This is a genomic window from Nocardia brasiliensis, from assembly GCF_011801125.1.
In the GTDB taxonomy this organism is placed as follows: Bacteria; Actinomycetota; Actinomycetes; order Mycobacteriales; family Mycobacteriaceae; genus Nocardia; species Nocardia brasiliensis_C.
Genome location: NZ_CP046171.1, coordinates 2863824 through 2889639, shown reverse-complemented (window position 1 = coordinate 2889639; position 25816 = coordinate 2863824). Strand labels below are relative to the sequence as shown.

Sequence of the window (25816 nt, the reverse complement as noted above, 5' to 3'; positions counted from 1 at the left end):
CCATGACCATCGACGAGTTCACCACGCGAGCAAAGACTCTCGACGAGACCGACCCGCTGCGCGACTATCCCGGCCGCTTCCTCGGCAGCGACGACCCCGAAATCGTCGCCTACCTGGACGGCAACTCATTGGGCAGGCCGACCAGGGCAAGTGCCGAACGGCTGAGCACGTTCGTCGCCGAAGCATGGGGCGGCAGGCTCATTCGCGGTTGGGACGAGCAGTGGTACGAGCTGCCGCTGCGGATCGGCGACCGGATCGCCGCCACCGTGCTCGGCGCCGCCGCCGGGCAGACCACCATCGGCGATTCGACCACGGTGCTGCTCTACAAGATCGCACGCGGGGCACTGGCGTTGCGGCCCGGCCGCACCGAGATCGTGCTCGACCGGGACAATTTCCCCACCGACCGGTACCTGCTCGAATCGATCGCGTCCGAGCTCGGACTGACCCTGCGCTGGATCGAACCGGAGTTCACCGCGGGCGTCACGGCCGACGAACTCGCCCGGGTCGTCTCCGACCGCACGGCGCTGGTCGTGCTCAGCCACGTCGCCTATCGGTCGGGCTATCTGCTCGATGCGCAGGCGATCGCGGCCATCACACACGACGCGGGCGCCCTGCTGCTGCTCGACCTCTGCCACTCGGTCGGCGCGGTGCCGCTCGAACTCGACTCGTGGGGCATCGATTTCGCGGTCGGCTGCACCTACAAGTACCTCAACGGCGGGCCGGGCGCGCCGGCGTTCGGCTACGTCGCCGCCGCGCATCTCACCGATTTCCGGCAGCCCATCTGGGGTTGGATGGGCCGCGAGGACCCGTTCGCGATGGCACAGGGCTATCAGCCCGCGGCGGGCATCCGGCGACTGATCAGCGGCACGCCCGCGATCGTCGGGATGCTGCCGATCCAGGACATGCTGGACCTGATCGAGGCGGCGGGCATGCCCGCGGTGCGGGCGAAATCGCTGGCGCTCACCGACTTCGCGCTCGATCTTGCGCAGGCGTGGCTGGTGCCGTTGGGTGTAACGGTGTCCTCCCCCACAGATCCGGCGCGCCGCGGCAGCCACGTGACGATCGATCATCCCGAGTTCCGGGAGGTCACGGCACGGCTCTGGGAGCGCGGTGTCATCCCCGATTTCCGTCCGCCGCAGGGCATCCGGATCGGGCTGAGCCCGTTGAGCACGACCTTCGCCGAAGTGCACGCCGGGATGTCGGCCATTCGCGATGAACTCACCGCACGCTGATCCCGCGACCGCCGGTGCCGTCCTCGACGACATCGACTCGCGGCCGGGCAGCGCCACCTCCCTCGCCAGGACGGTGCTCGGCGCGTACGTGCGCGACCTGGGCGGCTGGATCGCCATCGCCGACTTCGGCGCACTGCTCGCTCGGCTCGGGGTGCCCGAGCCGAGCACGAGGACAGCGGTGACCCGGCTGAAGAGCAAGGGGGTCCTCGATGCCGAAACCCGGAGCGGGCGCAGCGGTTACCGCGTCACCGCGGCCGCCGAAGCCATGTATCTGCGCGGCGACCCGCGCATCTTCGGTTTCCGGCAGATGGGCGATGCCGATGCCTGGCACCTGATCTCGTTCGGCATCCCGGAATCCGAGCGCGCCGCCCGTCATCAACTGCGGCGGCGGCTGACCTCGATCGGCTGCGGCACCGTCTCACCGGGCCTGTGGATCTGCCCGGAGTATCTGGCGGGCGAGGTCACCGCCATCGTGCGCGCGCTCGACCTCGACTCCTACGTGACCACCTTTCGGGCAGTGGATCTTTCGGTGCCCGGCCCGCTGCCGGAGGTGGCGGCGCAGTGGTGGGATCTGCCCGGCATCGCCGCCCGCTACCGCGCCTTCCTCGCCCGGCACCGCGGCCTGCTGGACCCGGCCGAACTCAGCGACCGGGACGCCTTCGAGCGCTTCGTGCCCGCGCTCGACGAATGGCGCGTCATCCCCTACCTCGACCCGGGCCTGCCCCAGCGCATGCTGCCCGCAGACTGGCCCGGCCCGGCGGCGGTCCGGCTCTTCGCCGACGCGCAGCACCGCTGCCTGGCGCCGAGTCGGCGCTGGGTCAAGTCGATGGTGTCCTGAGACCACACGTCCCGGTCAGGCGACCACGCGGGCGTAGGCGGAACGGATGTGTGTTTCGGCGTCGGTGAGATAGTCGGCCAGCATCTGCTCGGCTTGCGCGCCGCGACCGTCGAGCAACGCACGGTGGATCTCGTGATTGCGAGCCAGGTAGGGCTCGTGGAAGGTCAGCGGGTCGGCCATTACGTGAAAGACCAACCGTAGTTCGTTCCAGACGCTCGCCATCATCTGATCGAGCCGCTTGCTGCGATTGAGCGCGGCGATCGCCTTGTGGAAATCGATGTCGGCGGTGCCGACCCCGGTCCAGTCCTGGGCCGCGGCACAGGCGTCGGCCCGCGCGAGCGCGGCCGCGAGCTCGTCGGCTTCGGTTGTCGCGCCGTCGAATCCACGGATCGCCGCGCACTCGACGACCCGGCGGCACTGGTAGAGCTCGGCGACGTCGTCGGCGGTGGGCACCCGGACGAAGGCGCCGCGGTTGAGTTCGTGGGTCACCAACCGCTCCTCGATCAACGAGCGGAAGGCCTCACGCAGGGTATTGCGCGAAACACCGAGTGCCGCACAGATATCGGGCTCGGACAGTCGGGAGCCGGGGCGCAGCGCGCCGTCCAGGATGCTCGCGCGGACGATATCGGCGGTCTGCGAGCTGCGGCTGGAGCGGGTGAGCAGACCTTTGTGTTCGGAAAGGGCCGTGTAGACGGGGTCGGGCCGATCTACCGGTGTCGTCATCCAAACCTCCGCGGACCTGTGACTTTGCCATCCGAGCATAGCCCACCGATCGCACCGCAAGCCGACGATACGACCTTAGGATTGCAGAATCGTTCAACGATCCGTACTCTGCTGTGACGTAGGTCGCTCTCTTGAGCTCGAGCATTGCGAGGCAGCTAATGAGCCTTTCCACGGAAACATCGGCGGACCCCGCCGGGGCGTCGCCGCCCTTCGACTGGTTCCGCACCATGAGCGCGAAGGGCAAACGCGCCTTTCTCGGCGCGTTCGGCGGATACGGCTTGGATGCTTACGACTTCCAGGTGCTGCCGCTGGCGCTCGGCGCCATCACGTCGTATTTCGCCATCAGCTCCGGCAAGGCCGGACTGCTCACCACCGTGACGCTGCTGGTGTCCGCGCTCGGCGGTGCACTGGCCGGAGTGCTCGCCGACAAGATCGGGCGGGTGCGGACCCTGCAGCTGACCGTCGCGACCTACACGCTGTTCACCGTATTGTGCGGTTTCGCACCGAATTTCGAGATGTTGCTCGTCTTCCGGGCGTTCCAGGGACTCGGCTTCGGCGGCGAATGGGCGGCGGGCGCGATCCTGGTCGCCGAGTACGCGCAATGCAAATACCGTGGCCGCGCGGTGGCCTACGTGCAGAGCGCCTGGGCCGCGGGCTGGGGTCTGGCAGTTCTGGTCTACACCTTGGTCTTCCACTTCGTCGACGAGGACCTGGCCTGGCGGGTGCTGTTCTGGACCGGCGCGCTGCCCGCGCTGCTGATCGTCTGGGTGCGGCGCAACTTGACCGACTCCGAGGCCGTGACCCAGCGCCGCGAATCCGCGGGCAAGCGGGCCGGCTCGTTCTTCACGATCTTCCACAGCGACCTGCTGCGGACCACGCTGTTCGCCTCGCTGCTCGCCACCGGGGTGCAGGGCGGCTACTACACCCTGGCGACCTGGCTGCCGACCTTCCTCAAGAAGAGCAGGCACCTCAATGTCGTTGGCACCGGCGGTTATCTGTTCCTGCTGATCGGCGGCGCGTTCCTCGGCTACGTCACCGGCGGCATCCTCGCCGACCGGCTCGGGCGCAAGCGCACGATTCAATTGTTCGCCGTGCTGTCACTGGCCTTCATGGTCGCCTACATCCAGGTCCCGGAGGGCGCGAACACGCTGGTGCTGATCCTGGGTTTCCCGCTCGGCTTCTGCACCGCGGCGATCTTCTCCAGCTTCGGATCATTCCTTTCCGAGCTGTACCCGACCGCCTCCCGCGGCACCGGGCAGGGATTCACCTACAACTTCGGTCGCGGTGTCGGCGCCATCTTCCCCACGGCCGTCGGATATTTGGCGTCCACCTCGTTCGGCCTGGCCGGCGCCATGATGTTCGGCGCGCTCGGCTATCTGATCGCGGTGCTCGCGCTGTTCGGTCTGCCGGAAACCCGCGGCCGCGAACTGGCCTGAGCGAGAAAGGATGTCGGTGACCACCGCACTGCCGCGCATCATGCCCGCCGGCGACCGCGCCCTGCTGGTCGCGCCGGAGGACCACGCCGACCTCGTCGCCTTCGTCGACCTGTTGCGGTGCGAGTTGCCCGATGGGGTGCGCGATGTACTGCCCGCGGCGCAGACGGTACTGGTCACCATGACCGACAGGGCGGACAGCCGAGCAGTGGAAAACGGTCTGCGCCAGCTGTTCCGGCGCGCGCAGACACCCGGGCGGGCGGCGGCCGAGGCACCGGCGCCCGCCGCGGTCGTCATCCCGGTCCGCTACGACGGCCCGGACCTTGCGACGGTCGCGGAACTGCTCGGCACTGATACCCGCGCGGTGATCGAGGCGCACACCAAGGCGCGATGGCGTTGCGCCTTCGTCGGATTCGCGCCCGGCTTCGGCTACCTGGAGAGCACGGACACGGGGCTGGCGGTGCCGCGGCGGGCCGAGGCGCGCACGTCGGTGCCCGCGGGCTCGGTAGCATTGGCCGACGGGTACAGCGCCGTCTATCCGCGGCGCTCACCCGGCGGCTGGCAGATCATCGGCACCACCGACTTTCGCCTGTGGGACCTCACCCGGACCGAACCGTCCCCGTTACGTCCCGGCACCAGAGTCCGTTTCACCGAGGAGGCCACCGCATGAGTGCGGGACATGCCGCGCTACGGGTCACCGCCGCAGGAGCTTTGAGCACCATCCAGGATCTGGGCAGACCCGGCTGGTTCGCCATCGGCGTCGGCGTCTCCGGCGCGGCCGACCGTGCCGCGCTGCGGCTGGCGAATCGACTGGTCGGCAACCCCGAGAACGCGGCGGGCATCGAAACCCTGCTCGGCGGACTGGAATTGACGGCGCTGGCCCCGGTACTGCTCGCGGTCACCGGCGCCCCGGCGCCGATCACGATCGACGGTGTCCCCGAGGCCAACGCGTCCGTGCTCGCCTTGACGACCGGGCAGCGCCTGCGGCTCGGCATGGCGACCGCGGGTCTGCGCGCCTACGTGGGCGTGCGCGGGGGGATCGCGGTCGAGCCGGTGCTCGGTTCGCGCAGCCGGGACACGCTGGCCGGGCTTGGCCCGGAAGCACTCGCGGCGGGAACCGAGCTCCCGGTGGGCTCGACACGAGGCCTGCCGTGGCCGAATGTCGCTGTGGCGCCGCTGCCTTCGCTCGACACGTCGACGGTCGAGGTCCGCGTGCTGCTCGGCCCGCGCGAGGACTGGTTCACCGATCCGCGCTCGCTGTGCACCGGCACCTGGGCGATGACCGACCGCGCCGACCGGGTCGGCGTGCGACTCACCCGGGTCGGCGATCATCCCCCGCTCACCCGGATCAACGACAAGGAACTCCCCACCGAGGGCATGGCCCTCGGCGCCATCCAGGTGCAACCCAGCGGCGAACCCGTCGTCTTCCTCGCCGATCACCCGATCACCGGCGGTTACCCGGTGATCGGCACGGTACTCAGCGCCGACGTGGACCGGCTCGCCCAGCTACGACCGGGCCAGCATCTCCGATTCCGTTGCGTCCCGGACCCGCACTGAGGCACTCCGAGCTGCCCGACCCGTACCGGGAACGCGACCGAATCAGCGCCGCCATAGGCGAACTCGATGCCGCCCGCGCCGCACTGGACAACATCATCGCCGCCACCGTGCCGATCGAGGTCGCCGAGTCCCTCGCCTGCCGCCCGTCCTCCGGCGTGGCTGATCTGCCCACGCCGCTCGAGACATCGGCGGGTCCGAGATTCTGAGGCACTCCGGTACCCGGACATTATCCGTGTAATGACAGTTACATATGTGCACTGTGCACAGTGTTGGGTGGGCAAATACTGAGCGAGTGCGTAGTGACACCGCGGCGGGGGTCGGATGGAATGGGTGCTCGTTCGGTCGGTCGGGCGCTCTCCCGAGTCCCGGTTGGCGGCCGTCGCACGCGGCGGCCCCTGGCTCAGGTGCCCATCAATGCCCCATGAGGATCCCGCAATGCTGCTCTGCCTTCGTTCTGCGACCTTCGCGGTGGGTATCGCCCTCACCGCCACCCTCACGCTGACCGCGACGGCGACCGCCGCACCGGCCGGCGATCCCGCGCCCGCCTGGCCGAATCGGCCGGACGAGAACCAACTTCCGCCGCTGCCCAGCGAAACCGACATCTACAAGGTGATCCCGGTGCCGATGCCCGGCGAGGACCGGTGGTACGACGATCCCGCCGACCTCGGCAGCTATGCCAACGGCGATGTCATCCGCAAACGCGTGGTGACGAGCTACCTGCTCGGCGTCCCGTGGCCGCCGGTGCACACCGAGCAGATCCTCTACCGCAGCACCGACAGCCACGATCGGCCGATCACCACGGCGACCACCGTGCTGATCCCCGGCATCCCCTGGCTCGGGCCGACACCGCGTCCGCTCATCTCCTACCAGGAGGCGATCGACGGCCTCGACCCCGCGTGCAACCCCTCGCACACGCTGCGCGCGGGCACCATGAAGGAAACCCAGCTGCTGCTGCAATTCCTCGCCGAGGGCATGGCGGTGGCGGTGCCCGACTTCAACGGCAAGACCAGCACCACGCTCGCGCCGAGCGAGGGACGGATGGTGCTCGACGGCGCCCGCGCGGTCCGGCGCGCCGGCCTCGGGCTCGACGACGCCCCGGTCGGGCTGTGGGGGTACTCCGGCGGTGGCAGTGCCACGGCATGGGCGGCCGAGCTGCATCGCGGCTACGCCCCCGAGCTTCCGGTCAAGGGCAGCGCCCAGGGTGGCGTGCCCGGGGACAAGCACGCGATGACGCAGTTCGCGATGGACGCCGGGTCCGGTATCGCCGGGCAGTCCGATTTCGTCGGCTGGATCTGGATCATCGGCCTGTCCCGTGAGTTCCCGGACGACCTGCCGCTGGAAAAGTTTCTCACCCCCGACGGCATGACGATCGCCAAGGACATCGAACACCGTTGCCTCTACACCGCGGCGGCCACCGGTGCGTGGCGACCGTTGAAGCACTACTTGAAGGATCCGCAGGCCTTCCTCGATCCCGGCGTCCAGGCGGTGCTGCACCGCGACAGCCTCGGCTACGGGGATGTCCCGGACGTGCCGATCGCCATGTGGCACTCCGCCACCGACCCGATCATCCCCATCCCGTCGATCGAGCCGGTGGTGCAGCGCTACTGCGCGGGCGGCGCGGACCTCCGCTTCTTCCGCGTCCCGGCCTCGGAGCACATCTCGGCCGAGCTCATCGGCTACGAGCCGGCGCTGCTCTGGCTCACGGGCGTGGTCGCGGGCGGCTCCCCGGGGCCGAAGACCTGCTGAGGCCCCACCGCCCGCTGAGTCCGGCCACAGCAGTGCTCTAGCACGCCCGTCCCAGTCAGTCGTATGATCGAAGTCGTTTCCCGCTCGACCCGGCGGTCGGCGCCGTAATCAACACGCCGACAAGCGAATTCGCCCGATCGGCGGTCCGATGTGACTCGTCGCGCCGGTCGTCGAAGACTTCGAGGAGAGCATCATGCGTACCGAAGGTGACACCTGGGACATCGTCAGCAGCGTGGGGATGACCGCGCTGCAGGTCGCGGCCGCCCGCGCGATCGAGACCGGACGGCCCGACGCCCTGATCCAGGACGACTATGCCGCCCTGTTCGTCGAGGCGGCCGGCGACCAGGCCACGATCGCGCTGGTCCGCGATCCGCAGCGGTGGACGGGCACGCCGCTGATGGACGGCTATATCGGCCTGCGCAGCAAGTTCTTCGACGATCTTTTCCTGTCGGCGGGACGATCCGGAGTGCGTCAGGCGGTGATCCTGGCCGCGGGTTTGGACGCGCGCGCCTATCGGCTGGACTGGCCGCAGGGCACGACCGTGTTCGAGATCGACCAGCCGCAGGTACTCGATTTCAAACGCCAAGTGCTGTCCGAGGCCGGTGCCGTTCCCCGGGCCGATCGCCGGGAAGTCTCCATCGATCTGCGTGACGACTGGCCGGCCGCCCTGATCGCGGCCGGTTTCGATCCCGCGATCCCCACGGTCTGGTCGGCAGAGGGGCTGCTCCCCTACCTGCCCGGCGCGGCGCAGGACGCCCTCTTCCATCGCATCGACGAACTGTCCGCGCCGAGCAGCAGCCTGGCCACCGACACCTTCGACAACTCGGTCGATCTGCGACAGGTCTCCGACTACCAAGCCGAGCATCTGCGCGACACCCCTTACGACAAGGTCGATTTCAGCACGCTGTTCTACACCGACGCGCGCGCCGACACCGCGGGCTGGCTCACCGCACAGGGCTGGACCACCAGCACCCTGCGCCCCGACGAACTGCCGAGCATCTACCACCGCCCCATGCCCGAACTCCCAACCCCCTTCAACCAACTGACCGCGGCCATCCAATACCTGACCGCCCACAAACCCGCCTGAGCGCGCCGACGGAGTTCATCGCACGCGCGTCACAACGTCGATGGTGCACCAGGTCTGGCGATCCAACCGGGGTCGGTGATCGGCGGCAAGTGGTGGCCATGGGTGCGTTGGACTGCGCGCGGCATCGCTCGCTGCCGGTACTGCTGGCGGGTCACTGCGGCCTGCGCGGGTGGGGCGGCTATCACCGGCGCGGTCCGGTGCTGGAGGTTCGACGCACTGCGCTGCTCGGTGGGTACCGAGTAGCGAAGCGGGCCGGACGATTCCAGTACGTTGGCGGGGCTCGCGATCAGCGATCGCGTCCCGCGGCGGGCGAGGTCTTGCGGTTGGTGCGGGCCCGGCGACGCGCCGCCTGCAGCTCGGCGAGTTCCTGCTCGAGGATCTCGGCGATGCGGAACTGGCCGGTGTCGTGGATCTCCGGGGTCGGCAGCCCATCCTTGGCATCGGTTGCCCCGCCCGGCTTCTCGGTCTCCTGACGCTTGATCGCGGCCGTCGTGGCGCTCGCCGACTGCGCCGCCGAGGCAGGCTTCGTCACCGCGGGTGCGGGCTTGGCCGGGGTCACCTCCGCCGTGGCGGGCTTGGCGGCGCCGTTCTTGGCCGTCGCGGCGGCGGGCTTGGGGTCGGCCGCGCGCTTCTCGGTGGCCGCGGCGGGCTTGCTCTTCGCGGCGGGCAGCTCGGCGGTGTTCGCCTCGGCGTTCGCGGTGGCCGCGGTCTCGACCGTGGCACCGTTGGTCGCCGGACGGAGCTCGGAATCGCCTGCGGGGCGCGCGCTCTCGGGCTTGGCCGGGAACGCGCCGCTGTCGGCCTCGACGAGCTTGTCGAGCGCGGCGAGCTTCTCGTAGGTCGAGCTCGCCTCGAACGCGGGCACGCTGCGGAACGCCGAGCCCGTCGCCGCGGGCTTCTTCTCCGCCGCGGCCGCCTCGTCCTGCACCACGACATCGATCTCGGGATCGACGACGGCGGTGCTCGGGCCTGCGCCCAGCTCGGCGATCGGGTCCGGCTCCGGCTCGACGGTGAGTTCGGCGATCGCGCTGGCCGCCATCACGTCCGAGGTCCGCCGATCCATCCGGTAGCTGGCGATCGGCGGCAGCGTGCGCCGGATCTGCTCGGCCGGATCGGGCAGATCGCGCACCTGCTCGGTGGCGCGGTGGATCGCCAGGCCGTAGCGCGCGCTGGCCGCGTCGTGAATCAGCAGTGCCACACCGATCATCACGGGCGCGACGGCGTGCACGCCCGCGTCGTACCACTGCTCCGCGCGCACGTACGGGTAGGTGTTCAGGGTGACGGTCAGCGACAGCAGCGCGACCTCAGCGGCGACGACCTGCTTGCGGTTGTCGACGATGCCCCACTCGGCCACCTTGTTGGTGCCGATCATGATGATGATCAAGCAGACGCTGATCATCCCTTCCAGCAGATAGCTGAACCAGAACAGCGGATCGTCGGCGCCGCCGGGCGCGATGTTCTGCTGAACGTTCACTGCCGACCACAGCATGCCCGCGCCGACCACACCCGCCAGCGCGCGCAGCGACCAGGCCCGATGCCGGTACAGCGAGGCGAGTTTGGCATGCGGGCTCGACTCACGGCGCTGTGACGCAATGGCCTTGCGGGCCATCAGGAGATCTCGCATGTCGGCCTTTTCGATGGCTTCGGTGGTCTGCCTGGCGCGGTCGGCCGCCGACGCGGCGGCCTGAGCCTCTTTCCAGCGCTGACCACGGTCCTGGCCGCGAATCCGCTCGGCTAGCTCGCGTTCCGCCTGCAGCTCGTCCTCGGACAGCGCTTCGGTCAACGCGGGATCGAATTGGTATGCCAGCCGGCCACGAGCCTTTTCGACCCGCTTCGCCAGCTGCGTGACCTCGTCCTCGATGGGATGCTGGATGGTCATTTAGGCTCCAGGAGGAGATTCGATGGCAGACAAGTGATCACGCGGGAGAAGGCTACATCGCATTTCCAGCCGACGCACCGTTGCCAGCGAAAAGTGTCGATTTGCCGGGTGAATGCGGCGTGCCGCGACACGGTTTTCGCCGGTGCGCGTACCAGACTGAACGGTTCACGATGTCCGTGTCGCGGGCACGACGCGCCGAAACGCCCGATGTTCGCTGCGAGGTTTCCGGCCGCGCCGCCCGGCCCGGACAAAGCCGCGTGCACCCGGGCGCGTCGCGCCCGCGACCACGAAACTCGCTGCGGTCGTGGCGCTCCCGCCGATGGCGATGGCACCGCGGCGGTACGTCCCCTGCGCTTGATGGTCTCGCACCGATCGGTCACTTGGTTGCCTCCCGTCGAGCATCCTTCGCACCCCCGATCACCCCCGCTGGACGACCGCCCCGAGCAATCCGTCACCCGGGTTGACGGGAATGTTGCCGTTTCACCGTGTTCCCGGTCTCCCCGAACCGCATTGACGAGATGGATCGATCGCGCCATGCGCCCGGACAGGAAGCAGCGGCACACCGCCACACCGGCCACCGACCGGGCGCCAGGAACGGCGCGCCGCGAATCCTCGGCTAGCGCGCCGAACCTGTTCGGGTGGAAGGGATTACCGGGCGACTCGGTCGACCGGGTCACCCCCTCGCGAAGCGAGTCCGCGACGAGCCGCACACCACCGGCGCGCACGGCAGGCCCGCCGATCAGCGCCCGCTGTGGCCGGGGATGACGACCGACTCGAGTTCGAGGTCGATCTCCAGGCGCGCGAGCATGGCCCGGAACTCGTCCGCTGGATATCGCGGGCTCTCGGTGACCAGACCGAGAACGGTGCCGGTGCCGGGTACGGTGAGCGGACGCACGAGCTCCACCACCTCTTCGATGGGATCGAACAGCCGCACCTCGGGACGCGCGCGCTCGAAGTAGTCGCGCAGCCACGGCAGATGGGTGCTGGACAGGGTGATCGCCCCGATCCCGGGATGGGCGGTGAGCAGCTCGTCCAGGAACGCGCCGACCACCGCCGCGGTGTGCTCGCGCCGGAACAGGAAATCGCCGCTCTCCACCAGTTCGACCAGTGCCGACGCATTCACCGCGTGCACCAGGGGCAGCGCCGGACCCGCTTGCGCCAGAAGGAATTCCGCGAGCTCGGCGCTGTGCACCAGCGAACGCACGCCCAGCACGGCGACCTCGTCGGCCACCGCGAGCGCCGCACGCACGGGTGGGCGCACCCCGAAGATCGGCACCGCGCCGGACAGCTCGTCCAGGATGGTCACCGAGGGCGCGTTGGAGGCCAGCAGGATGGCGCTCGGGTCGTACGTGCCGAGGAAGCGCACCGCACGGTCGACCACGGCGAGCAACTCCGCCCGGTCCTTCGCGCCGTAGGGAAAGCTGGCCCGGTCGGCGAGGTAGACGATGTCGCGGTCGGGCAGTCGCCGCCGCAGCAGCGCCACCGCCGAATAGCTGCCGAGCCCGGCGTCGAAGACGGCGATCGGCCTGCGCAGTGCGGTCATGCTGCCGATCATGCCCGGTGCCCGTCCGCCGGGCCCAACCGGCCGTTCGCCGGTGCTCACTGTGCGACGGCGCGACCAGGCTGACACACTCGCCGGGTGACCGATTCTCGTGATGTGGATACGAAACGGCTGGCCGCGGCCTCGCTCGCGCAGGACGATCCCACCGGCTGGTTCGAGCGGCTGTACGTCGCCGCCGCGCACGGCACCGCGATCGTGCCGTGGGACGCGGCGGACCCGAACGCGCTGCTGGTCGACTGGCTGGAGCGGCGGCAGCTGGCCGAGGACGGGATGCGGGCACTGGTGGTCGGCTGCGGGCTCGGCCGTGACGCCGAGCATCTGGCCGGGCTCGGTTGCCGGACCACCGCGTTCGACATCTCCGCGACCGCGATAAAGACCGCGCGCGAACGGTTTCCGGACTCGACGGTGGACTACACGGTGGCCGATCTGCTGGCGCCGCCCGCCGCGTGGGCAGACGGGTTCGACCTGGTCGTCGAGTCGATCACGGTGCAGTCGATGCCGCTGTCGGTGCGCGCCGCGGCGACCGCGAATGTCGCCGGGCTGGTCGCGCCGGGCGGCGACCTGCTGGTGATCGCGGGCATCCGGGCCGACGACGAGGTGGTCGACGGACCGCCGTGGCCGCTCACCCGCGCCGAGATCGACGCCTTCGCCCGCCCCGGCCTGCGCTCGGTGAAGGTGGAGCAGGTGGCACCGGCCGGGCGGCCGGATTTCGTCCGGTGGCGCGCGGTGTTCCACCGCGACTGACCAGCCGAGCGGACGAGGTCGGCGACCACCCACGCGGCACAATGGTGCGGTGACGGCGAACGGCGCGAACCCGGATCGGGTCTGGTACGCGGCCTACGGATCGAACATGCACCTGAGCAGGCTGCGCTGCTATCTACGTGGCGGCACACCGGCGGGCGGCCTGCGGGCCGTGCCGGGCTGCCGCGACGCCGCCGAGCCCGCGCGCTCGATGCCGATGATGCTGCCCGGACTGCTGTATTTCGCCACTGAATCGCTGGTGTGGACGGGCGGGCGCGCGTTCTACGACCCGGACGGACCGGGCGAGACCGCCGCCCGCGCCTACCTGCTCACCGCCGCGCAGTTCGCCGATATCGCCGCCCAGGAGATGTACCGGTCGCCGGGCACCGACCTGGATCTGACCACGGCGATCCGCTACGGGCGCGACCCACTGGGCCCCGGCCGCTACGAAACCCTCTCGTACGCAGGCCGGTTCGCCGGTCACCCGATCATCACCTGTACCGCGCCGTGGCGGCACGACGCGCTGCCGGGCAACGCGCCTTCGGCGCGCTATCTGCGGCACCTGGCCGCGGGCCTGATCGAGGCCCACGGCTGGTCCGTCGAGGTGACCGCGACCTATCTCGCCACCCGCCCCGGCGCCGATCTCACGTGGACACCGCGATCACTGACCGCTCTGCTCGAGTCGAGTCCCTGATCTCGTTGCCGCACCGCACCGTTCGCGGACAACACGGGGCCGGTGCCGCTAAGCGGCCGATTCCTGGACGACCTCGATGTCCAGCGCCAGCTGCACGGTGGTGCCGACGGCAGCGATGCCCGCACGCACGACCGCGTTGTAGTCGATCGCGAAATCGTTGCGGTGCAGCAGGGTTTCGGCGTGGAAGGCGGCGCGGACACCACCCCATGGGTCGGGACCGAAGCCACCGTAGGTGAGGTCGAGGTCCACCGAGCGGCGCTGTCCGTGCAGCGACAGTTCGCCGGACATGACCCAGGTGTCGGGCCCGGTGCGGCGCAGTGCGCTGCTGGTGAAGGTGATCACCGGATATGTCGCGGTGTCCAGGAATTCGGCGGAGCGCAGGTGTTCGTCGCGCTGGGTGATGCCGGTATCGATGGACCGGGCGTCGATCTCGGCATGACCGGAGGTCTGCTCGAACGGCTCGGTGACGACCAGCCTGCCGCGCACCCCGGCGAACCGCGCCTTGATACTGGCGATGCCGAGATGGCGCGCGGTGGCGATCACGGTGGAGTGCACCGGATCGATCGTCCACACCCCCGGCGGCGGCACCGCGACATTGCCGACGGTCGGCCGCAGTGCGATGTCACCGAGCCGCCCGGAACCCGCGGCGGAGATCTGGGCGGTCCGCGCGACGGGCTGGTATCCGACGGCGGTCAGCACCGCGGTCAACGTGCCGGGCGGCAGCGGCTCGGTCGCCACCGCCCCGGTCGCGTCGGCGACCACGCGGGCGAGCTGCTGCCCGCTCAGATCCGTCACGGTCAGCACCGCATCCGGCACCGGCCAGCCCTCGGTGGTGCGGATCCGCGCGGTCAAGCCGGTCCCGGCCGTCATCGCGATTCCGGCGAATCGTCGAGCTGGTAGCCGAGTCGCACGTCGTGGTTGACCTCGCTGCCCGCGACGGTGACCTGGCTGGTGACCGGCGGGTAGCCGCGCGCCACGATGGTGTAGCGGCCCTCCGGCAGATCGGTGACGACGTAGTGGCCGTGCTCGTCGGTGCGCGCCGCCGCGGTCAGCTCGCCGGTCGCGTCCAGCACGCTGATCTGCGCGTCGGGCACCGCACGGCCGTCCTCGGCCCACGCGGCCCCGGCCAGCACCGCCATCGGCGCCAATTCGATGTCGTGGCGCAGCAATCCGGTGTCGGGCACGGTGAGCGTGGTCGCGCTCGGCCGCATGTGCTCGGCGACCGCGACCAATGTGTAGGTGCCCGAGACGATCCCGTGACAGACGTAGGCGCCGTCGGCCGCGGTCACCGCGGCGCCGACCACCTCGCCGCCGAGGTCGGTCAGCGTGATCGTGGCGCCGGTGATCGGGGTTCCGCGACCGGCCGAGCGCACCACGCCCGACAGTTCACCGGAGCCGAGCAGCGTGATCTCGATGTCCTGCGGCTGCTGCCCGATCGACACCGTGACCGCAGCGGGCTGATGCCCGGGCGCCGAGACGATCAGCACGTAGCCGCCGCCCTCGGGCGCGCCGATCACGTAGTGGCCGTTGGCATCCGCGCCCGCGCGCGACACCTGGTGCCCGCGCTGATCGATCAGCGTCAATGCCGCGCCGGGCACCGGATGGCCGTCTTCGCGGCGGACGTAACCCGCGATCGATCGATCACCATGCGCCGCATAGCCGTCCGTCGCGTCCAGCACCGTGGTCGCCGCACCCGCTGCCGCCGTGGCGAACCGGTAGGCGCCGTTGCCGTTGTGCTCCGGGGAGGCGTGCCTGCCGACCGCGCCCGCGAGCACCGGCTCCGGTTCGGACAGCGCCTGCGCGGCGCCCTCCCACACCTGGTCCTCGTCCCAGCTCGGCTCGGCCGCGCGCGGCGTCGCCTTCGCCGCCGCCGGTACCGGATCGTCCTGCAGCGGGATCTCTTTCATGAACATCAGCACGAAGCAGGCCAGTAACGCCACCCCGGCCGCGGCCAGGAACACCCCCTGCATGGCGTCGGTGAAGCCGGTCAGGATCGGCACCCGCAGCTCGTCGGGCAGCGCCGCGATGCCGCTCGTGTTGCTCTGCATAGCGCTGAGCTGGTCGGCGCCGAATCCGGGCGGCAGCTGGCCGCCGAACGCGTCGATGATGCGGTGCGGCAACAGGTTGAACAGGATGGTGAGGAACACCGCGACACCCAGGGTGCCGCCCATCTGCCGGAAGAAGGTCGCCGAGGCGGTGGACACGCCCATGTCCGACCGTGGTCCCGCGTTCTGCGCCGCGATGATCAGCGTCTGCATGCAGCCGCCGAGGCCGAGGCCGATCACGCCGCCGTACACCAGCGGCTGCCACAGCGGGCTGTCGTAGTGCACCTGTCCGTACAGCGCGGCGCCCACCGCGATGATGAAACACCCTGCGACGGGCAGGATCTTGTAGCGCCCGGTCCGTTTGGTGATCCGGCCCGCCAGCTGCGAGCCGACCGTGATGCCGAGCACCAGCGGCAGCATCAGCAGACCGGCCTTGGTCGGCGAGAAGCCACGAACCACCTGGAAGTACTGCGGCACCATGGTGATCGCGCCGAACATCGCGATACCGACAATGAAGCCGCCCGCGATGGTCACGCTGAAGGTCGAGTTCCGGAACAACCGCAGCGGGATCAGCGCCGCGTCCTTCATGAGCAGTTCCACGAGCAGGAACAGCAGCAACCCGACCGCGCCGACGCCATAACAGATCAAGGCGCGCTGCGAATCCCAGCCCCAGTGCCTGCCCTGTTCGGCGACGATCAGCAGCGGCACGACGCAGATCGTCAACGCGATCGCGCCGAACCAGTCGATCCGGTGCACCTGTCGTTGATGCGGCACATTGAGCACCTTGGCCACCACCGCGAGCGCGAGCACCCCCACCGGGACGTTGACCAGGAACACCCAGCGCCAGCCGTCGATGCCGCCGAGGGTCTCGTAATCGGAGAAGAACCCGCCGAGCACCGGTCCGAGCACGGTGGCGGTGCCGAACACCATCATGAAGTAGCCCTGATAGCGCACCCGCTCCCGGGCGGGCACGATATCGCCGATGATGGTGAACGCCAACGACATCAGGCCGCCCGCGCCGAGCCCCTGAAAGGCGCGGAAGCCGGCCAGCTGATACATCGAGGTGGCGAAGGTGCACGCGACCGAGCCGATGACGAACAGCCCGATCGCGGTGAGGTAGAAGGGCTTGCGGCCGTAGATGTCGGCCAGCTTGCCGTACAGCGGCGTGGTGATCGTCGCCGTGATCAGGTATGCCGTTGTGGCCCATGCCTGCTCGTCGAACCCGTGCAGATCGTTGGCGATCTTCACGATCGCGACACTCACGATGTTCTGGTCGAGCGCGGCCAGGAACATGCCGAGCATCAGACCGGACAGGATCGTCAAGATCTGCCGGTGCGACAGTGCGGCTCCCGCACCCGCCGCCAGGCCCGGCGGCGCTGCCTGGGTGGTGGAATTCGTCATGTACGCCCTAATTCTGTTCGGCTGTATCCCGTGGAGTGGACTCGATACCTTCGTTGAGCCGGGCGAGCAGATCGGTCAGCGTGGTCCGGTCCGCGGCGGGCCAATCGGCCAAAATGCCTGCCAGCCAACGGTTGCGCTGCTGACGGTTCGCCTCGAACACGCGCACCCCCTCCTCGGTGGCCGCGAGCACACAGGCCCGGCCGTCGATCGGGTCGGCCCGGCGCTCGACCAGGCCATGTGCCACAAGCGATCTGCTCTGTCTACTGATGGTGGAGATCTCTGCGTGCAACAGTTCGGCGAGCTTACCGGTGCGCTGTGGCCCGTCGTGCACGAGGCAGAACAGCACCGAGTAGGCCAACCGCTCGATCCCGTCCGGACCGGGTTGGGCCATCCGCGCTTTGGCGCGGGTGATCGCGCGCATGAACCGAACCAGCTCGACCCCGACCTGATCGGCGATCTCGAGTTCGGCCGCGGTGACACCGTGGTGTCCGTCGGCGGGCATGGGCTTCACCTTCTGATTCCCCGGCAAACTTATTTGACAGATGCAACTAGTTGCTGTTGCAAACTATACAGCGGCACGGCAAGCCGATTTCGCGGCGGGCGGTTTCGGCACATCGGCCCTGCTGGCAGGCCGAATACCGACGATGAGCCGCGGCGGCGCGGAGCGCGCCGACCTGCCGTCGGGCGAAACCATGCCCGCCGAGACGGTAACGTTGACGTGTTGCGCGGTACAGGGCCGGAAGGCGTGCCGCCGACGCTGGGCTACTCCGTGTTCGTCGTACGCGACAACCGTGCGGTGAACGTGGATTCGGAAGGAGACCGGTGTCGATGCTCTCCGGGCCGAGCGGGCAGATAGGCCTTCTCAGCGCTAGCGACGGCAAGACCCTCGGTGCGACCCCCGTTGCACAACACCTCCCCCATCGCGGGGTGTGGAACTGGCCGGAACTCTCGGTGTTGCTGATCGAGGACGATCAGGCCGACGCGCTGTTGGTCGAGGAACTGATCGCGGACGGCGCACCGGGACTTCCGGTGCGCTGGGTCCGTTCGGCCGCCGAGGCACGCACGCAATTGGCCGCCGAGATCCCCGACTGCGTGCTGCTGGACCTGCACCTGCCGGACGCGCAAGGGCTGGAAGCGCTTGCCGCCGTGCGGGAATACACCGATCAGGTCGCGGTGGTCGTGCTCACCGGGCTCGATCAGGAGCAGACCGGCCTTGCCGCGGTCGCCGCGGGTGCGCAGGACTATCTGGTCAAGGGCCGCGTCGAACCCGAATTGTTCAGCCGGGCCGTGCGTTACGCGATCCAGCGCAAGCAGGCCGAACGGCAGGCGGCGGCGCTGCGCGCCAGTCAGATGCGGGCGCAGGAGAATTCGCGACTCGAGCGTGGGTTACTGCCGACCCCGCTGCTGCGCGGTGACCGCGCGGTCGACGTGGTGGCGCGCTACCGGCCCGGCCGGGCCAACGCGCTGCTCGGCGGCGATTTCTACGACGTGGTGCAGCAGCGCGACGGCACCGTACACGCGCTGATCGGCGATGTCGCGGGTCACGGACCGGACGAGGCGGCCACCGGCGTCGCCCTGCGGCTCGCCTGGCGCACCCTGGTGCTCAGCGGTGTTTCCGGGGTGCGGCAGTTGCGGTTGCTGGAGGAACTGTTGCTGGCCGAGCGCACCGGCAGCCAGACCTTCGCCACGCTGACCAGCCTGATCCTGTGCCCGGCGGACCGTAAGGTGCTGATAACCCGGGCGGGCCATCCCGGCATGCTGCTGCGGGCCCGCGGCGGGGTCGAGTGGGTCGAGGTGCCCGGCGGTCCGGCACTCGGCTTCTTTCCCGGCCGCGCCGAGTGGCGCACCCACGAGCTCACCCTCGACTTCGACTGTGGTCTCATGCTGTTCACCGACGGCCTGTTCGAGGGCTACAACGGCACGGGCCCGGACCGCCTCGGCGAGGACGGCCTGCTCACCTTGGCTCGCACGGTGAGCGCGACCGAACCGGAGCTGTTCGTCGACGAGCTCATCGGCCGCGCCGAGGCGCTGGCCGAGGCGCGTGGCGGCCTCGACGACGACGTGGCGGTCATGTATCTGCAATGGCACCACCGAGACACGAACCAGGACAAGCGATGACGGCAACCGCGCGATCACTGGCCGGGCGACTGACGGTGCAGGGTTGGTTCCTGTCGGTGCTGGCGCTGATGGTGCTGCTGGTCATCATCGGCACCGGCATCGGCGCGGACCAACTCTCCAAGACCAATCACTACTCCGACCGGCTGGTCGACCGGCTGCAACCCGCGGCGGCCGAGACCTATCGGCTGCAAGGGGCGCTGCTGAACCAGGAGACCGGCATCCGCGGCTACGCCATCGGCGCCGATCCGCAGTTCCTCACACCGTATTTCGACGGCAAGCAACAGGAGGCGCAGGCGGCGGCCCGCATTCGCGAACTGCTCACCGACCGGCCGGAGCTGCTCGCCGATCTGGACACCGTCGAGCAGGCCGCCGACCGGTGGCGCACCGGATACGCCGAGCCACTGCTCGCCGGCGTTTCCCAGCGCGGCGCCGCCGCGGTCGGCGAGGTCCCGGCGCAGCGCGGCAAGCAGGACTTCGACGCACTCCGTCAGCACTTCGCCGCCCAGACGGCCGGCCTCGCCGCCGAAATCGACCGCAACGACGCCGAATTGGCCAACGCCAGGCGGGTGCGCGACACCATGCTCGGCGGGCTGGTCGCCGCGTTCCTGGTGTCGGCGGTGGTGCTGACGATCCTGGTGCGCAAGCTGGTCGCCCGCCCGCTTGACGAACTGGAGGCCGCCTCGCAGCGGGTGGCCGACGGCGACTTCGACCATCGCATCAGCGCACACGGCCCCGCCGATCTGACCACCGTGGCGCAGGCGGTCGAGGCCATGCGCCGCCGCGTCGTCGCTGAACTGGCGTCCTCCCGCGACCAGGAGTCCGAGCTGGAACGACAGGCCGCCGAACTCGACGCGCAGACCGCGGAGCTGCGCCGCTCCAACGCGGAACTGGAGCAGTTCGCCTATGTCGCGTCGCACGATCTGCAGGAGCCGCTGCGCAAGGTCGCCGCGTTCTGCCAACTTCTCGAGAAGCGCTACGGCGACCAACTCGACGAGCGCGCAGGACAATACATCGCCTACGCGGTGGACGGCGCCAAGCGGATGCAGGTGCTCATCAACGACCTGCTCACCTTCTCCCGGGTGGGCCGGGTGATCGACAGCAACGTCCCGATCGATCTCGATCAGACCATGGACAAGGCGCTGACCAACCTCGCCGCGGCCGCCGAGGACAACGATCTGAAGGTGCAGCGCCCGGCCGAACTCCCCGAGATCACCGGCGACCCGACCCTGCTGACCATGTTGTGGCAGAACCTGGTCGGCAACGCGATCAAATTCCGCGACGCCGCGCACGCACCGGTCGTGCGGATCGACTGCGAGCCGGACGAGGAAGCAGGCGGTTGGCGATTCTCGGTGTCCGACAACGGCATCGGCATCGCGCCCGAGTTCGCGGAGAAGATCTTCGTGATCTTCCAGCGGCTGCACGGCAGGGACGAATACACCGGAACCGGCATCGGGCTCGCGCTGTGCAAGAAGATTGTCGAACATCACGGCGGCAAGATCTGGCTCGACACCGACTACACCGACGGTGCCCGCTTCGTCTTCACCCTCAGTGCGACCACCGCACCGACCCCGCAAGGAGATCCCTCTTGACCCTCCCAGGCCAGCCCATCGACATCCTGCTCATCGAGGATGATCCCGGCGACGAATTGATGACCAGGGAGGCGTTCGAGGACAACAAGATCGGCAACACCCTGCACGTGGCCCACGACGGTCAGGAGGCATTAGATTTCCTCTACCGGCAGGGCCGATACACCGACGCACCGCTGCCCGACCTGATCCTGCTCGACCTGAATCTGCCCAAATACGATGGCCGCCAGGTGCTGGAGCGGATCAAGGCGGATCCGGATCTGTCCCACATCCCGGTGGTGGTGTTGACCACCTCGGCGGCCGAGGAAGACATTCTGCGCAGCTACAAACTGCACGCCAACGCCTACGTGACCAAGCCGGTCGATCTCGACCAGTTCGTGGCCGCGATCAAGCACATCGATGATTTCTTCGTCCAGGTGGTCCGATTGCCCCGGCAATCCTGAGCCGCAAACGCGAATCGCGCCGACCGAACGGTCGGCGCGATTCGAATGGCAGAACGCGGATCAGGCGGCCAAGGCGTCGTCGACGGTGTTGAACACGCTGAGCAACTTGTCCAGGCCGGTCACCTCGATCGGGCGACGCACCGGCGGCGAGGCCACCACACGCAACTGCCCCTGCGGCACCGACTCCGCCGCGACGAGCAGCACGCTCAGCCCGGCCGAACCGAAGAACTCCACCTCGGACAGATCGATCACCAGCGCCGCGGGCTGTTCGCGCAGCGCCTCGTCCACCGCGGCCTGAAAGCGCGGCGCCGAGGCCATGTCGATCTCCCCGGTGATGGCGAGCACCCTGGTCGAATCCACCGAGCGCGCCACCGCTTCCAGTTCCCTGGCTTTACCGTCCGCGCTCATCGGGCACCCGCGTATCCGCCGGTGCCGCCGAGCACTGCACCCACCGGGCTCGAACCCGAGCCCGCCACACCAAACCGGTTGCCTGGCACCGCCACTTCGCTACCTCCGACGCGTCGACCCTCCGCCCGCTCGAACACGGTGCGGAGATGATCCATCGGGTAAAACTACCGTAGGCGAGGTCCGATCGGCGCGCCCGGCTCGAATGTGGTCGGGCAACGCACAGCAAATCGATCAGCGCACGCGGGCGGGGCGGCGGTCCTCGGCGAAGTCGATCTCCAACGTCACGGGGATGATCTCCACTTCGAGCGCGGTGCGCAGCCGGGTCAGCGCGTGGCCGAGAATGCTGCGCCGCAACTCGGCGATGTCGGCGTTCGGCTCCGCGGTCACGACCAGATGCAGTTCGGGCGCGGTGCGGTCGCCACAGAGCCAGGCCGACGCGGAGCGCACGCCCGCGTAGCTTTCGATGTCGGTGGCCACCGGCGCGGCCGCGACCGCGGATTCGAGCACCGTGGTGCCGGGCCACTCGGTGCCGCCGGTGCGCCAGGTGACCGACTTGGGCATCCGGAACACCTGCGCCAGCAGCCAACGCAGGCACAGCAATGCGATCAGCACGGCGACCGCGACCGCGACCCACAGCACCCAGGCCGGCGGGGCTTGTGTGCCCGGCACCACCGTGTCCCCGGAACGCACCCAGCTCAACTTGCCGAAATGCGCGGCGACGGCGAACACGCCCGCCGCGAGCAACAGCACCCCGACCAGCCCGAGCACGCCGCGGTTCAGCGTGGCGGGACGGTTGATCCGGCTCATCGACGCTCCCCTGTCTTCGGCCCCCGCACCTTGGCTCGCACCCGGCGCACCGGCTGCGGGCCGATCTCCTGCACCCGGCGGGTGAGGGTGGCGCAGATCGCCGCGGGCATGGCGTCGGTGCCGGTCCGCGCGGTCCGCGCGGACACCTGTACGCCCTTGCGGTGCAACCGAATCCGGGCCGAATCGACCCCGTCCACACCGCCCGCCGCGCTGCGCAGCGCGGTGCGCAGCCCGCCACGGGTCACCCCCGCGGTCAACCCGTCCTCGGCGGCCAGCGGCAGGACCGCGGGCCGCCCCGGCCACAGCGCCAGCCCCAGCAGCACGAAACCCAGTACCGCCGCGGCGATTCCGACGACGAGCACCGGCAGTTCGTTCCAGGTCAGACCGTGCAGGTGGGTCGCGACGGTGTCGTAGGAGACGAATTCCCGTGCGCCGAGCAGCCGTTGGAGCAACGACACGGCCACGGCCGCGCACCCGGCGAGCAGCAGCACCGCCAGCACGATGGCCGGAACCACCCGGCGTGGCCTGCGCGTCATCGCAGCCTCCTGACCGCCTCGGTTTCGGTGGTCAGCTCGGCCACCTCGATATCGATCGTGGACACCGGCAGGCCGGTCAACTCGTGGGTCCGGCGGGCCAGATGTCCGCGACAGGCCTCGGTCACCTTGCCCACCGGGCAGGGATAGGCGATCGGCAGCCGCACCTCCAGCGCGGTGCGATCCGCGAACACCTCGGCCGCCACCCGCACGTCGTCCCCTACGCCGGCCACCTCACGGGCGGCCCGCGCGGCGATCCGGCGGACCGCGCGCGGCGCGACGGTGGTCCGGCCGGGCAACTCCACCGCACCGACCGCCGCGACGGTCATCGCCTGCCCCTGCGCTGTGCCGACTGGAGCAGCCCCGCCACGTCGAGTTCGCCGTCGAGCCAGCGGCCGACCAGCAGGCCGAGCAGGGCGAACAGCAGGACGACAGTGAACGCGCCGAATCCGCCGAAGGCGCCGGCGAAACCGAGGGCCAGTCCCACCGCGAGGCAGATCACTGTGGCATTCATCTACTGCACCCGGCTGCTCGGCGCGGGTTGGTCGTCGTCATCGCCGGGGATGAACACGTCGTTGACGTTGATGTTCACCTCGACCACGATCAAACCGGTCATCTGCTCGATCGCGGTGATCACGTTGCGCCGCACCGCACGCGCCAATTCCGCGATGGCGACGCCGTATTCCACCACCAGCTCCAGATCGACGGCCGCCTGCGTCTCGCCGACCTCCACGGAGACGCCCTGACCGATGCTGGCCGACGCGCCGGGAATGCGGTCGCGGATCGCGCCGAACGCGCGGGCGGCGCCGCCGCCGAGATCATGCACGCCGCGCACCTCGCGCGCGGCCAGGCCCGCGACCTTCTGCACGACGATATCGGCGATCGTGGTGGTGCCCTGGTCGCTGGCCAGCTTGCTGTCCTTGTCGGTCGCCGCGGCGGTGCGGCTCGGCAGGTTCTTGGTGTCCGCGGCCGCCTTGTTGTCGGAGTTCTTCTCGGTGGTCGTCGTCGCGGTCATGGCAATTCCTCCTGATTTCCCTTGGGGTACAGCGGATATCGCTTGCTGTGGATGGACACCTGGTGCGGCCCGATCGTCACGGGCGCCGTGCTGTGAGCTAGGTAACTCTCCCTTCGCCGTCGAAGGCCGCGGCGTCGAGCTCGGTGACCACCAGCCGCACCCGGGCGTCGGACCACGGTGTCCCGGCCAGCGCGGCACGCACGGCCTCGCCCGCCTTGTCCAGCAGCGGCGTCAGCGGCAGCTGAGCGGCGGTGACCCGCACCTCGACCCTGGTCGGGGTCAGGTCCACCGCGAATCCCCTTGCGTCCCACGGCCACCAGGCGGGCGGCTCGGTACCGAGGGTGTTCGCGGGGCGCAACCCGTCGATCGTGTCCAGCGCGGCGAGGATCGCGGCAATGACTTCGCCGGAAGAATTCACTGCCGCTCCGGCTCGATATCGAGAATGGACACCGATACCTCCTCGACCACCTGACCGGTCTGCTCGAACACCACCCGCGAAACCTCCTGTTGCACCGCGTGACCGATGAGCGCCGCCGCCCGCTCGGCCGAAATCACCAGGTCCACTTGCACACTCAGCGCGCCCGACGCACGACGGCGCACCCGCACGCCCTCCGACGACGCGGGTTCGGCACTGGTGAGCCGCTGCTTGCTCACCCGCAGCAGGGTCGAGACCAGCCCGCGCACACCGGGTTCCAGCCGGATCACGCCCGGCGTCGCGCGGGCCGCGTGCGCGGCCACCGCGGCGACGACCGGCGCTTCGATCACCACCTCGGAAACGACTTCGGTCATCGTGGCGCGTCCCCGTTGTCGTCGTAGATGTCGGCGACCACCAGATCCAGCGTCTCTAGCTCGAGACCGACCTGAGCGGCCAGTGCCGCGCTCACCCGCTCGCGGACCACCGGCAAGGCGGCGCCGACCGTGGTCCGGCCGAAGGCGATCGCGACGCCGAGCTCGACCGTCAGCAGGTTCGCTCCGTCCGCGCCCGCTCCGACGCGGCGCACCCGGCAGTGCCTGGCCCGCACGCCCGGCACCGAGTCGGCGGCGTAGCGCAGCACCGCCGCGATGGCCTGCTCGCTCACCTCCACCACGCCGGGCAGCGGCGTCGGCAGGCTGAGCGTGCGGCCACGCCTGGCCTCGGCACGGACCGCGGACATGATGCGTCCGCTCAGGTCGGGCGGTGCCGGGTCCGGCTCGTCGATCAGCTCCTTGGTCGCGGTGCGCAGCGCGAGCAGACTCTCCCTGGCCGACTGGCAATGCGGGCAGGTGTTGTCGTGTTCGTCGCCGAGCCCGGCCTCGACCACGTCGAGCCGATCCCAGACCTGTTCGATCTCGCGCCCGCAGGGCAGCAGATAGTCCTGTTCGGTCGTGCCGTTCACCGCCATGGTTTCATCACCTCGGACAAGTGGGCTCGCGCCCTGGCTATCCGGCCACGCACCGCCGTCGTGTTCACCTCGACGATGTCGCCTATCTCCTCGTAGGAAAGCCCGTGAACCTCGCGCAGCAGCCAGCAGGCGCGTTGTTCGGGCGTGAGCAGTTGCAGCGCCGCGTTCAGCGCCTCCAACTGGGTGCTCACCTGTACCGCGTGCTCGGGTTGGGTGTCCGAGCGCGGCGACTCGGTCGTCTCCGGATCGACCTCGACGGTCGGCTTGCGGGCGCGAATCACATTCAGACAGCGGTTGGTGGTCATGCGATAGAGCCAGCCGACGAACGCGGCGTCCTCGTTGAGTTGCGGTAGTCGCCGCCACGCACCGAGAAACACCTCCTGCACCACATCTTCCGCATCGGCCCGGTCGGCGAGCATCTTGACCGCGAGCCGAAACATCTGCGCCTGGTAGCGCAGCACTAGCTGCTCGTAGGACCGCATGTCGCCGTCGCGTGCCCTGCTGACCAGGGTCGCATCGTCCGGCGTGGTCTCGGCAACCGCTTCGGTCGTGGTCACAGCACCTCCTCCACCGCTTGTCCGTAAGAC

Annotated in this window: 29 protein-coding genes; 13 read left to right on the top strand and 16 right to left on the bottom strand. The window is 69.5% G+C overall.

The window, feature by feature from the left end; all coding sequences use genetic code 11:
* Positions 1-2: 2 nt before the first annotated feature.
* Together F5X71_RS13180 and F5X71_RS13175 are read left to right on the top strand one after the other, a co-directional pair.
* Positions 3-1232, top strand: coding sequence for a kynureninase (locus tag F5X71_RS13180; protein WP_167462196.1), 1230 nt, complete (start codon positions 3-5; stop codon positions 1230-1232).
* Positions 1213-2070 (top strand): PaaX family transcriptional regulator, encoded by an 858-nt coding sequence (locus F5X71_RS13175; RefSeq protein WP_167462195.1) that lies wholly within the window; start codon positions 1213-1215, stop codon positions 2068-2070. Before F5X71_RS13180 ends, F5X71_RS13175 begins: the two co-directional genes overlap by 20 nt.
* Positions 2071-2085: 15 nt before the next feature.
* On the opposite strand, the gene F5X71_RS13170 is transcribed toward F5X71_RS13175, so the two are convergent.
* On the bottom strand, positions 2086-2793 hold the full coding sequence (locus F5X71_RS13170) for a GntR family transcriptional regulator (RefSeq protein ID WP_167462194.1): 708 nt from the start codon (positions 2791-2793) through the stop codon (positions 2086-2088).
* 158 nt (positions 2794-2951) lie between these two features.
* On the opposite strand from F5X71_RS13170, the gene F5X71_RS13165 reads away from it, so the two are divergent.
* The 6 genes from F5X71_RS13165 (at position 2952) to F5X71_RS13140 (ending at position 8616) form a co-directional block, all read left to right on the top strand.
* Positions 2952-4229 (top strand): MFS transporter, encoded by a 1278-nt coding sequence (locus tag F5X71_RS13165; protein ID WP_167462193.1) that lies wholly within the window; start codon positions 2952-2954, stop codon positions 4227-4229.
* A gap of 10 nt (positions 4230-4239) precedes the next feature.
* Positions 4240-4896 (top strand): 5-oxoprolinase subunit B family protein, encoded by a 657-nt coding sequence (locus F5X71_RS13160; RefSeq protein WP_167462192.1) that lies wholly within the window; start codon positions 4240-4242, stop codon positions 4894-4896.
* Complete coding sequence (locus F5X71_RS13155) at positions 4893-5783, top strand: biotin-dependent carboxyltransferase family protein (RefSeq protein WP_167462191.1); 891 nt, start codon at positions 4893-4895, stop codon at positions 5781-5783. Before F5X71_RS13160 ends, F5X71_RS13155 begins: the two co-directional genes overlap by 4 nt.
* Positions 5762-5989: a hypothetical protein gene (locus F5X71_RS13150; RefSeq protein ID WP_167462190.1), complete on the top strand. Its 228-nt coding sequence runs from the start codon at positions 5762-5764 to the stop codon at positions 5987-5989. Before F5X71_RS13155 ends, F5X71_RS13150 begins: the two co-directional genes overlap by 22 nt.
* A 229-nt stretch (positions 5990-6218) precedes the next feature.
* Positions 6219-7529 carry a lipase family protein gene (locus F5X71_RS13145; protein WP_167462189.1) on the top strand — a complete coding sequence of 437 codons (1311 nt, stop codon included), beginning with the start codon at positions 6219-6221 and terminating at the stop codon, positions 7527-7529.
* Between the two features lie 193 nt (positions 7530-7722).
* Positions 7723-8616, top strand: coding sequence for a class I SAM-dependent methyltransferase (locus tag F5X71_RS13140; protein ID WP_167462188.1), 894 nt, complete (start codon positions 7723-7725; stop codon positions 8614-8616).
* Positions 8617-8902: 286 nt separating this feature from the next.
* Here F5X71_RS13140 and F5X71_RS13135 read toward each other — a convergent pair whose 3' ends face one another.
* Positions 8903-10495 carry a hypothetical protein gene (locus F5X71_RS13135; RefSeq protein ID WP_167462187.1) on the bottom strand — a complete coding sequence of 531 codons (1593 nt, stop codon included), beginning with the start codon at positions 10493-10495 and terminating at the stop codon, positions 8903-8905.
* A gap of 739 nt (positions 10496-11234) precedes the next feature.
* Positions 11235-12038 carry a glutamate racemase gene (locus tag F5X71_RS13130; RefSeq protein ID WP_167462186.1) on the bottom strand — a complete coding sequence of 268 codons (804 nt, stop codon included), beginning with the start codon at positions 12036-12038 and terminating at the stop codon, positions 11235-11237.
* A gap of 96 nt (positions 12039-12134) precedes the next feature.
* Here F5X71_RS13130 and F5X71_RS13125 point away from each other — a divergent pair, with 96 nt between their 5' ends.
* A complete protein-coding gene (locus F5X71_RS13125) occupies positions 12135-12800 on the top strand; it encodes a class I SAM-dependent methyltransferase (protein ID WP_238815869.1) in 666 nt (221 codons plus the stop codon).
* A 49-nt stretch (positions 12801-12849) separates the two neighbouring features.
* Positions 12850-13491, top strand: a complete 642-nt coding sequence (locus F5X71_RS13120; protein ID WP_174817056.1) for a histone deacetylase — start codon at positions 12850-12852, stop codon at positions 13489-13491.
* A 48-nt stretch (positions 13492-13539) separates the two neighbouring features.
* Here the strand turns inward: F5X71_RS13120 and F5X71_RS13115 are convergent, their stop codons facing one another.
* The 3 genes from F5X71_RS13115 to F5X71_RS13105 are packed head-to-tail and all read right to left on the bottom strand — an operon-like array spanning position 13540 to position 17439.
* Positions 13540-14361, bottom strand: coding sequence for a YceI family protein (locus F5X71_RS13115; RefSeq protein ID WP_167462185.1), 822 nt, complete (start codon positions 14359-14361; stop codon positions 13540-13542).
* Positions 14358-16937, bottom strand: a complete 2580-nt coding sequence (locus F5X71_RS13110; protein WP_167462184.1) for an MFS transporter — start codon at positions 16935-16937, stop codon at positions 14358-14360. The genes F5X71_RS13115 and F5X71_RS13110 overlap by 4 nt, the downstream gene beginning before the upstream one ends.
* A 7-nt stretch (positions 16938-16944) precedes the next feature.
* Positions 16945-17439 (bottom strand): MarR family winged helix-turn-helix transcriptional regulator, encoded by a 495-nt coding sequence (locus F5X71_RS13105; RefSeq protein WP_167462183.1) that lies wholly within the window; start codon positions 17437-17439, stop codon positions 16945-16947.
* 326 nt (positions 17440-17765) lie between these two features.
* On the opposite strand from F5X71_RS13105, the gene F5X71_RS13100 reads away from it, so the two are divergent.
* Genes F5X71_RS13100 through F5X71_RS13090 form a run of 3 tightly spaced genes read left to right on the top strand, consistent with a single transcriptional unit; the run spans position 17766 to position 21084 of the window.
* Complete coding sequence (locus F5X71_RS13100; protein ID WP_428981490.1) at positions 17766-19055, top strand: PP2C family protein-serine/threonine phosphatase; 1290 nt, start codon at positions 17766-17768, stop codon at positions 19053-19055.
* Positions 19052-20644: a sensor histidine kinase gene (locus F5X71_RS13095; RefSeq protein WP_174817055.1), complete on the top strand. Its 1593-nt coding sequence runs from the start codon at positions 19052-19054 to the stop codon at positions 20642-20644. Before F5X71_RS13100 ends, F5X71_RS13095 begins: the two co-directional genes overlap by 4 nt.
* Positions 20641-21084 (top strand): response regulator, encoded by a 444-nt coding sequence (locus tag F5X71_RS13090; RefSeq protein WP_167462182.1) that lies wholly within the window; start codon positions 20641-20643, stop codon positions 21082-21084. The genes F5X71_RS13095 and F5X71_RS13090 overlap by 4 nt, the downstream gene beginning before the upstream one ends.
* 60 nt (positions 21085-21144) lie before the next feature.
* On the opposite strand, the gene F5X71_RS13085 is transcribed toward F5X71_RS13090, so the two are convergent.
* The 10 genes from F5X71_RS13085 to F5X71_RS13040 all read right to left on the bottom strand — a co-directional run bounded on the left by F5X71_RS13085 (position 21145) and on the right by F5X71_RS13040 (position 25786).
* A complete protein-coding gene (locus tag F5X71_RS13085) occupies positions 21145-21492 on the bottom strand; it encodes an STAS domain-containing protein (protein WP_167462181.1) in 348 nt (115 codons plus the stop codon).
* A 231-nt stretch (positions 21493-21723) separates the two neighbouring features.
* Positions 21724-22299 carry an alkaline shock response membrane anchor protein AmaP gene (locus F5X71_RS13080; protein WP_167462180.1) on the bottom strand — a complete coding sequence of 192 codons (576 nt, stop codon included), beginning with the start codon at positions 22297-22299 and terminating at the stop codon, positions 21724-21726.
* The gene (locus tag F5X71_RS13075; protein ID WP_238815867.1) at positions 22296-22835 is read right to left on the bottom strand and encodes a DUF6286 domain-containing protein; all 540 of its coding nucleotides are present in this window, start codon (positions 22833-22835) and stop codon (positions 22296-22298) included. Before F5X71_RS13075 ends, F5X71_RS13080 begins: the two co-directional genes overlap by 4 nt.
* Positions 22832-23161, bottom strand: coding sequence for an Asp23/Gls24 family envelope stress response protein (locus F5X71_RS13070; protein WP_167462179.1), 330 nt, complete (start codon positions 23159-23161; stop codon positions 22832-22834). Before F5X71_RS13070 ends, F5X71_RS13075 begins: the two co-directional genes overlap by 4 nt.
* Positions 23158-23346, bottom strand: coding sequence for a hypothetical protein (locus F5X71_RS13065; protein WP_167462178.1), 189 nt, complete (start codon positions 23344-23346; stop codon positions 23158-23160). The genes F5X71_RS13070 and F5X71_RS13065 overlap by 4 nt, the downstream gene beginning before the upstream one ends.
* Positions 23347-23847, bottom strand: coding sequence for an Asp23/Gls24 family envelope stress response protein (locus F5X71_RS13060; RefSeq protein WP_167462177.1), 501 nt, complete (start codon positions 23845-23847; stop codon positions 23347-23349).
* A 97-nt stretch (positions 23848-23944) separates the two neighbouring features.
* A complete protein-coding gene (locus F5X71_RS13055) occupies positions 23945-24265 on the bottom strand; it encodes a hypothetical protein (RefSeq protein WP_167462176.1) in 321 nt (106 codons plus the stop codon).
* A complete protein-coding gene (locus F5X71_RS13050) occupies positions 24262-24636 on the bottom strand; it encodes an Asp23/Gls24 family envelope stress response protein (RefSeq protein WP_167462175.1) in 375 nt (124 codons plus the stop codon). The genes F5X71_RS13055 and F5X71_RS13050 overlap by 4 nt, the downstream gene beginning before the upstream one ends.
* Positions 24633-25229, bottom strand: coding sequence for an Asp23/Gls24 family envelope stress response protein (locus F5X71_RS13045; RefSeq protein WP_167462174.1), 597 nt, complete (start codon positions 25227-25229; stop codon positions 24633-24635). Before F5X71_RS13045 ends, F5X71_RS13050 begins: the two co-directional genes overlap by 4 nt.
* Complete coding sequence (locus F5X71_RS13040; protein ID WP_167462173.1) at positions 25220-25786, bottom strand: RNA polymerase sigma factor; 567 nt, start codon at positions 25784-25786, stop codon at positions 25220-25222. Before F5X71_RS13040 ends, F5X71_RS13045 begins: the two co-directional genes overlap by 10 nt.
* Positions 25787-25816 lie beyond the last annotated feature (30 nt).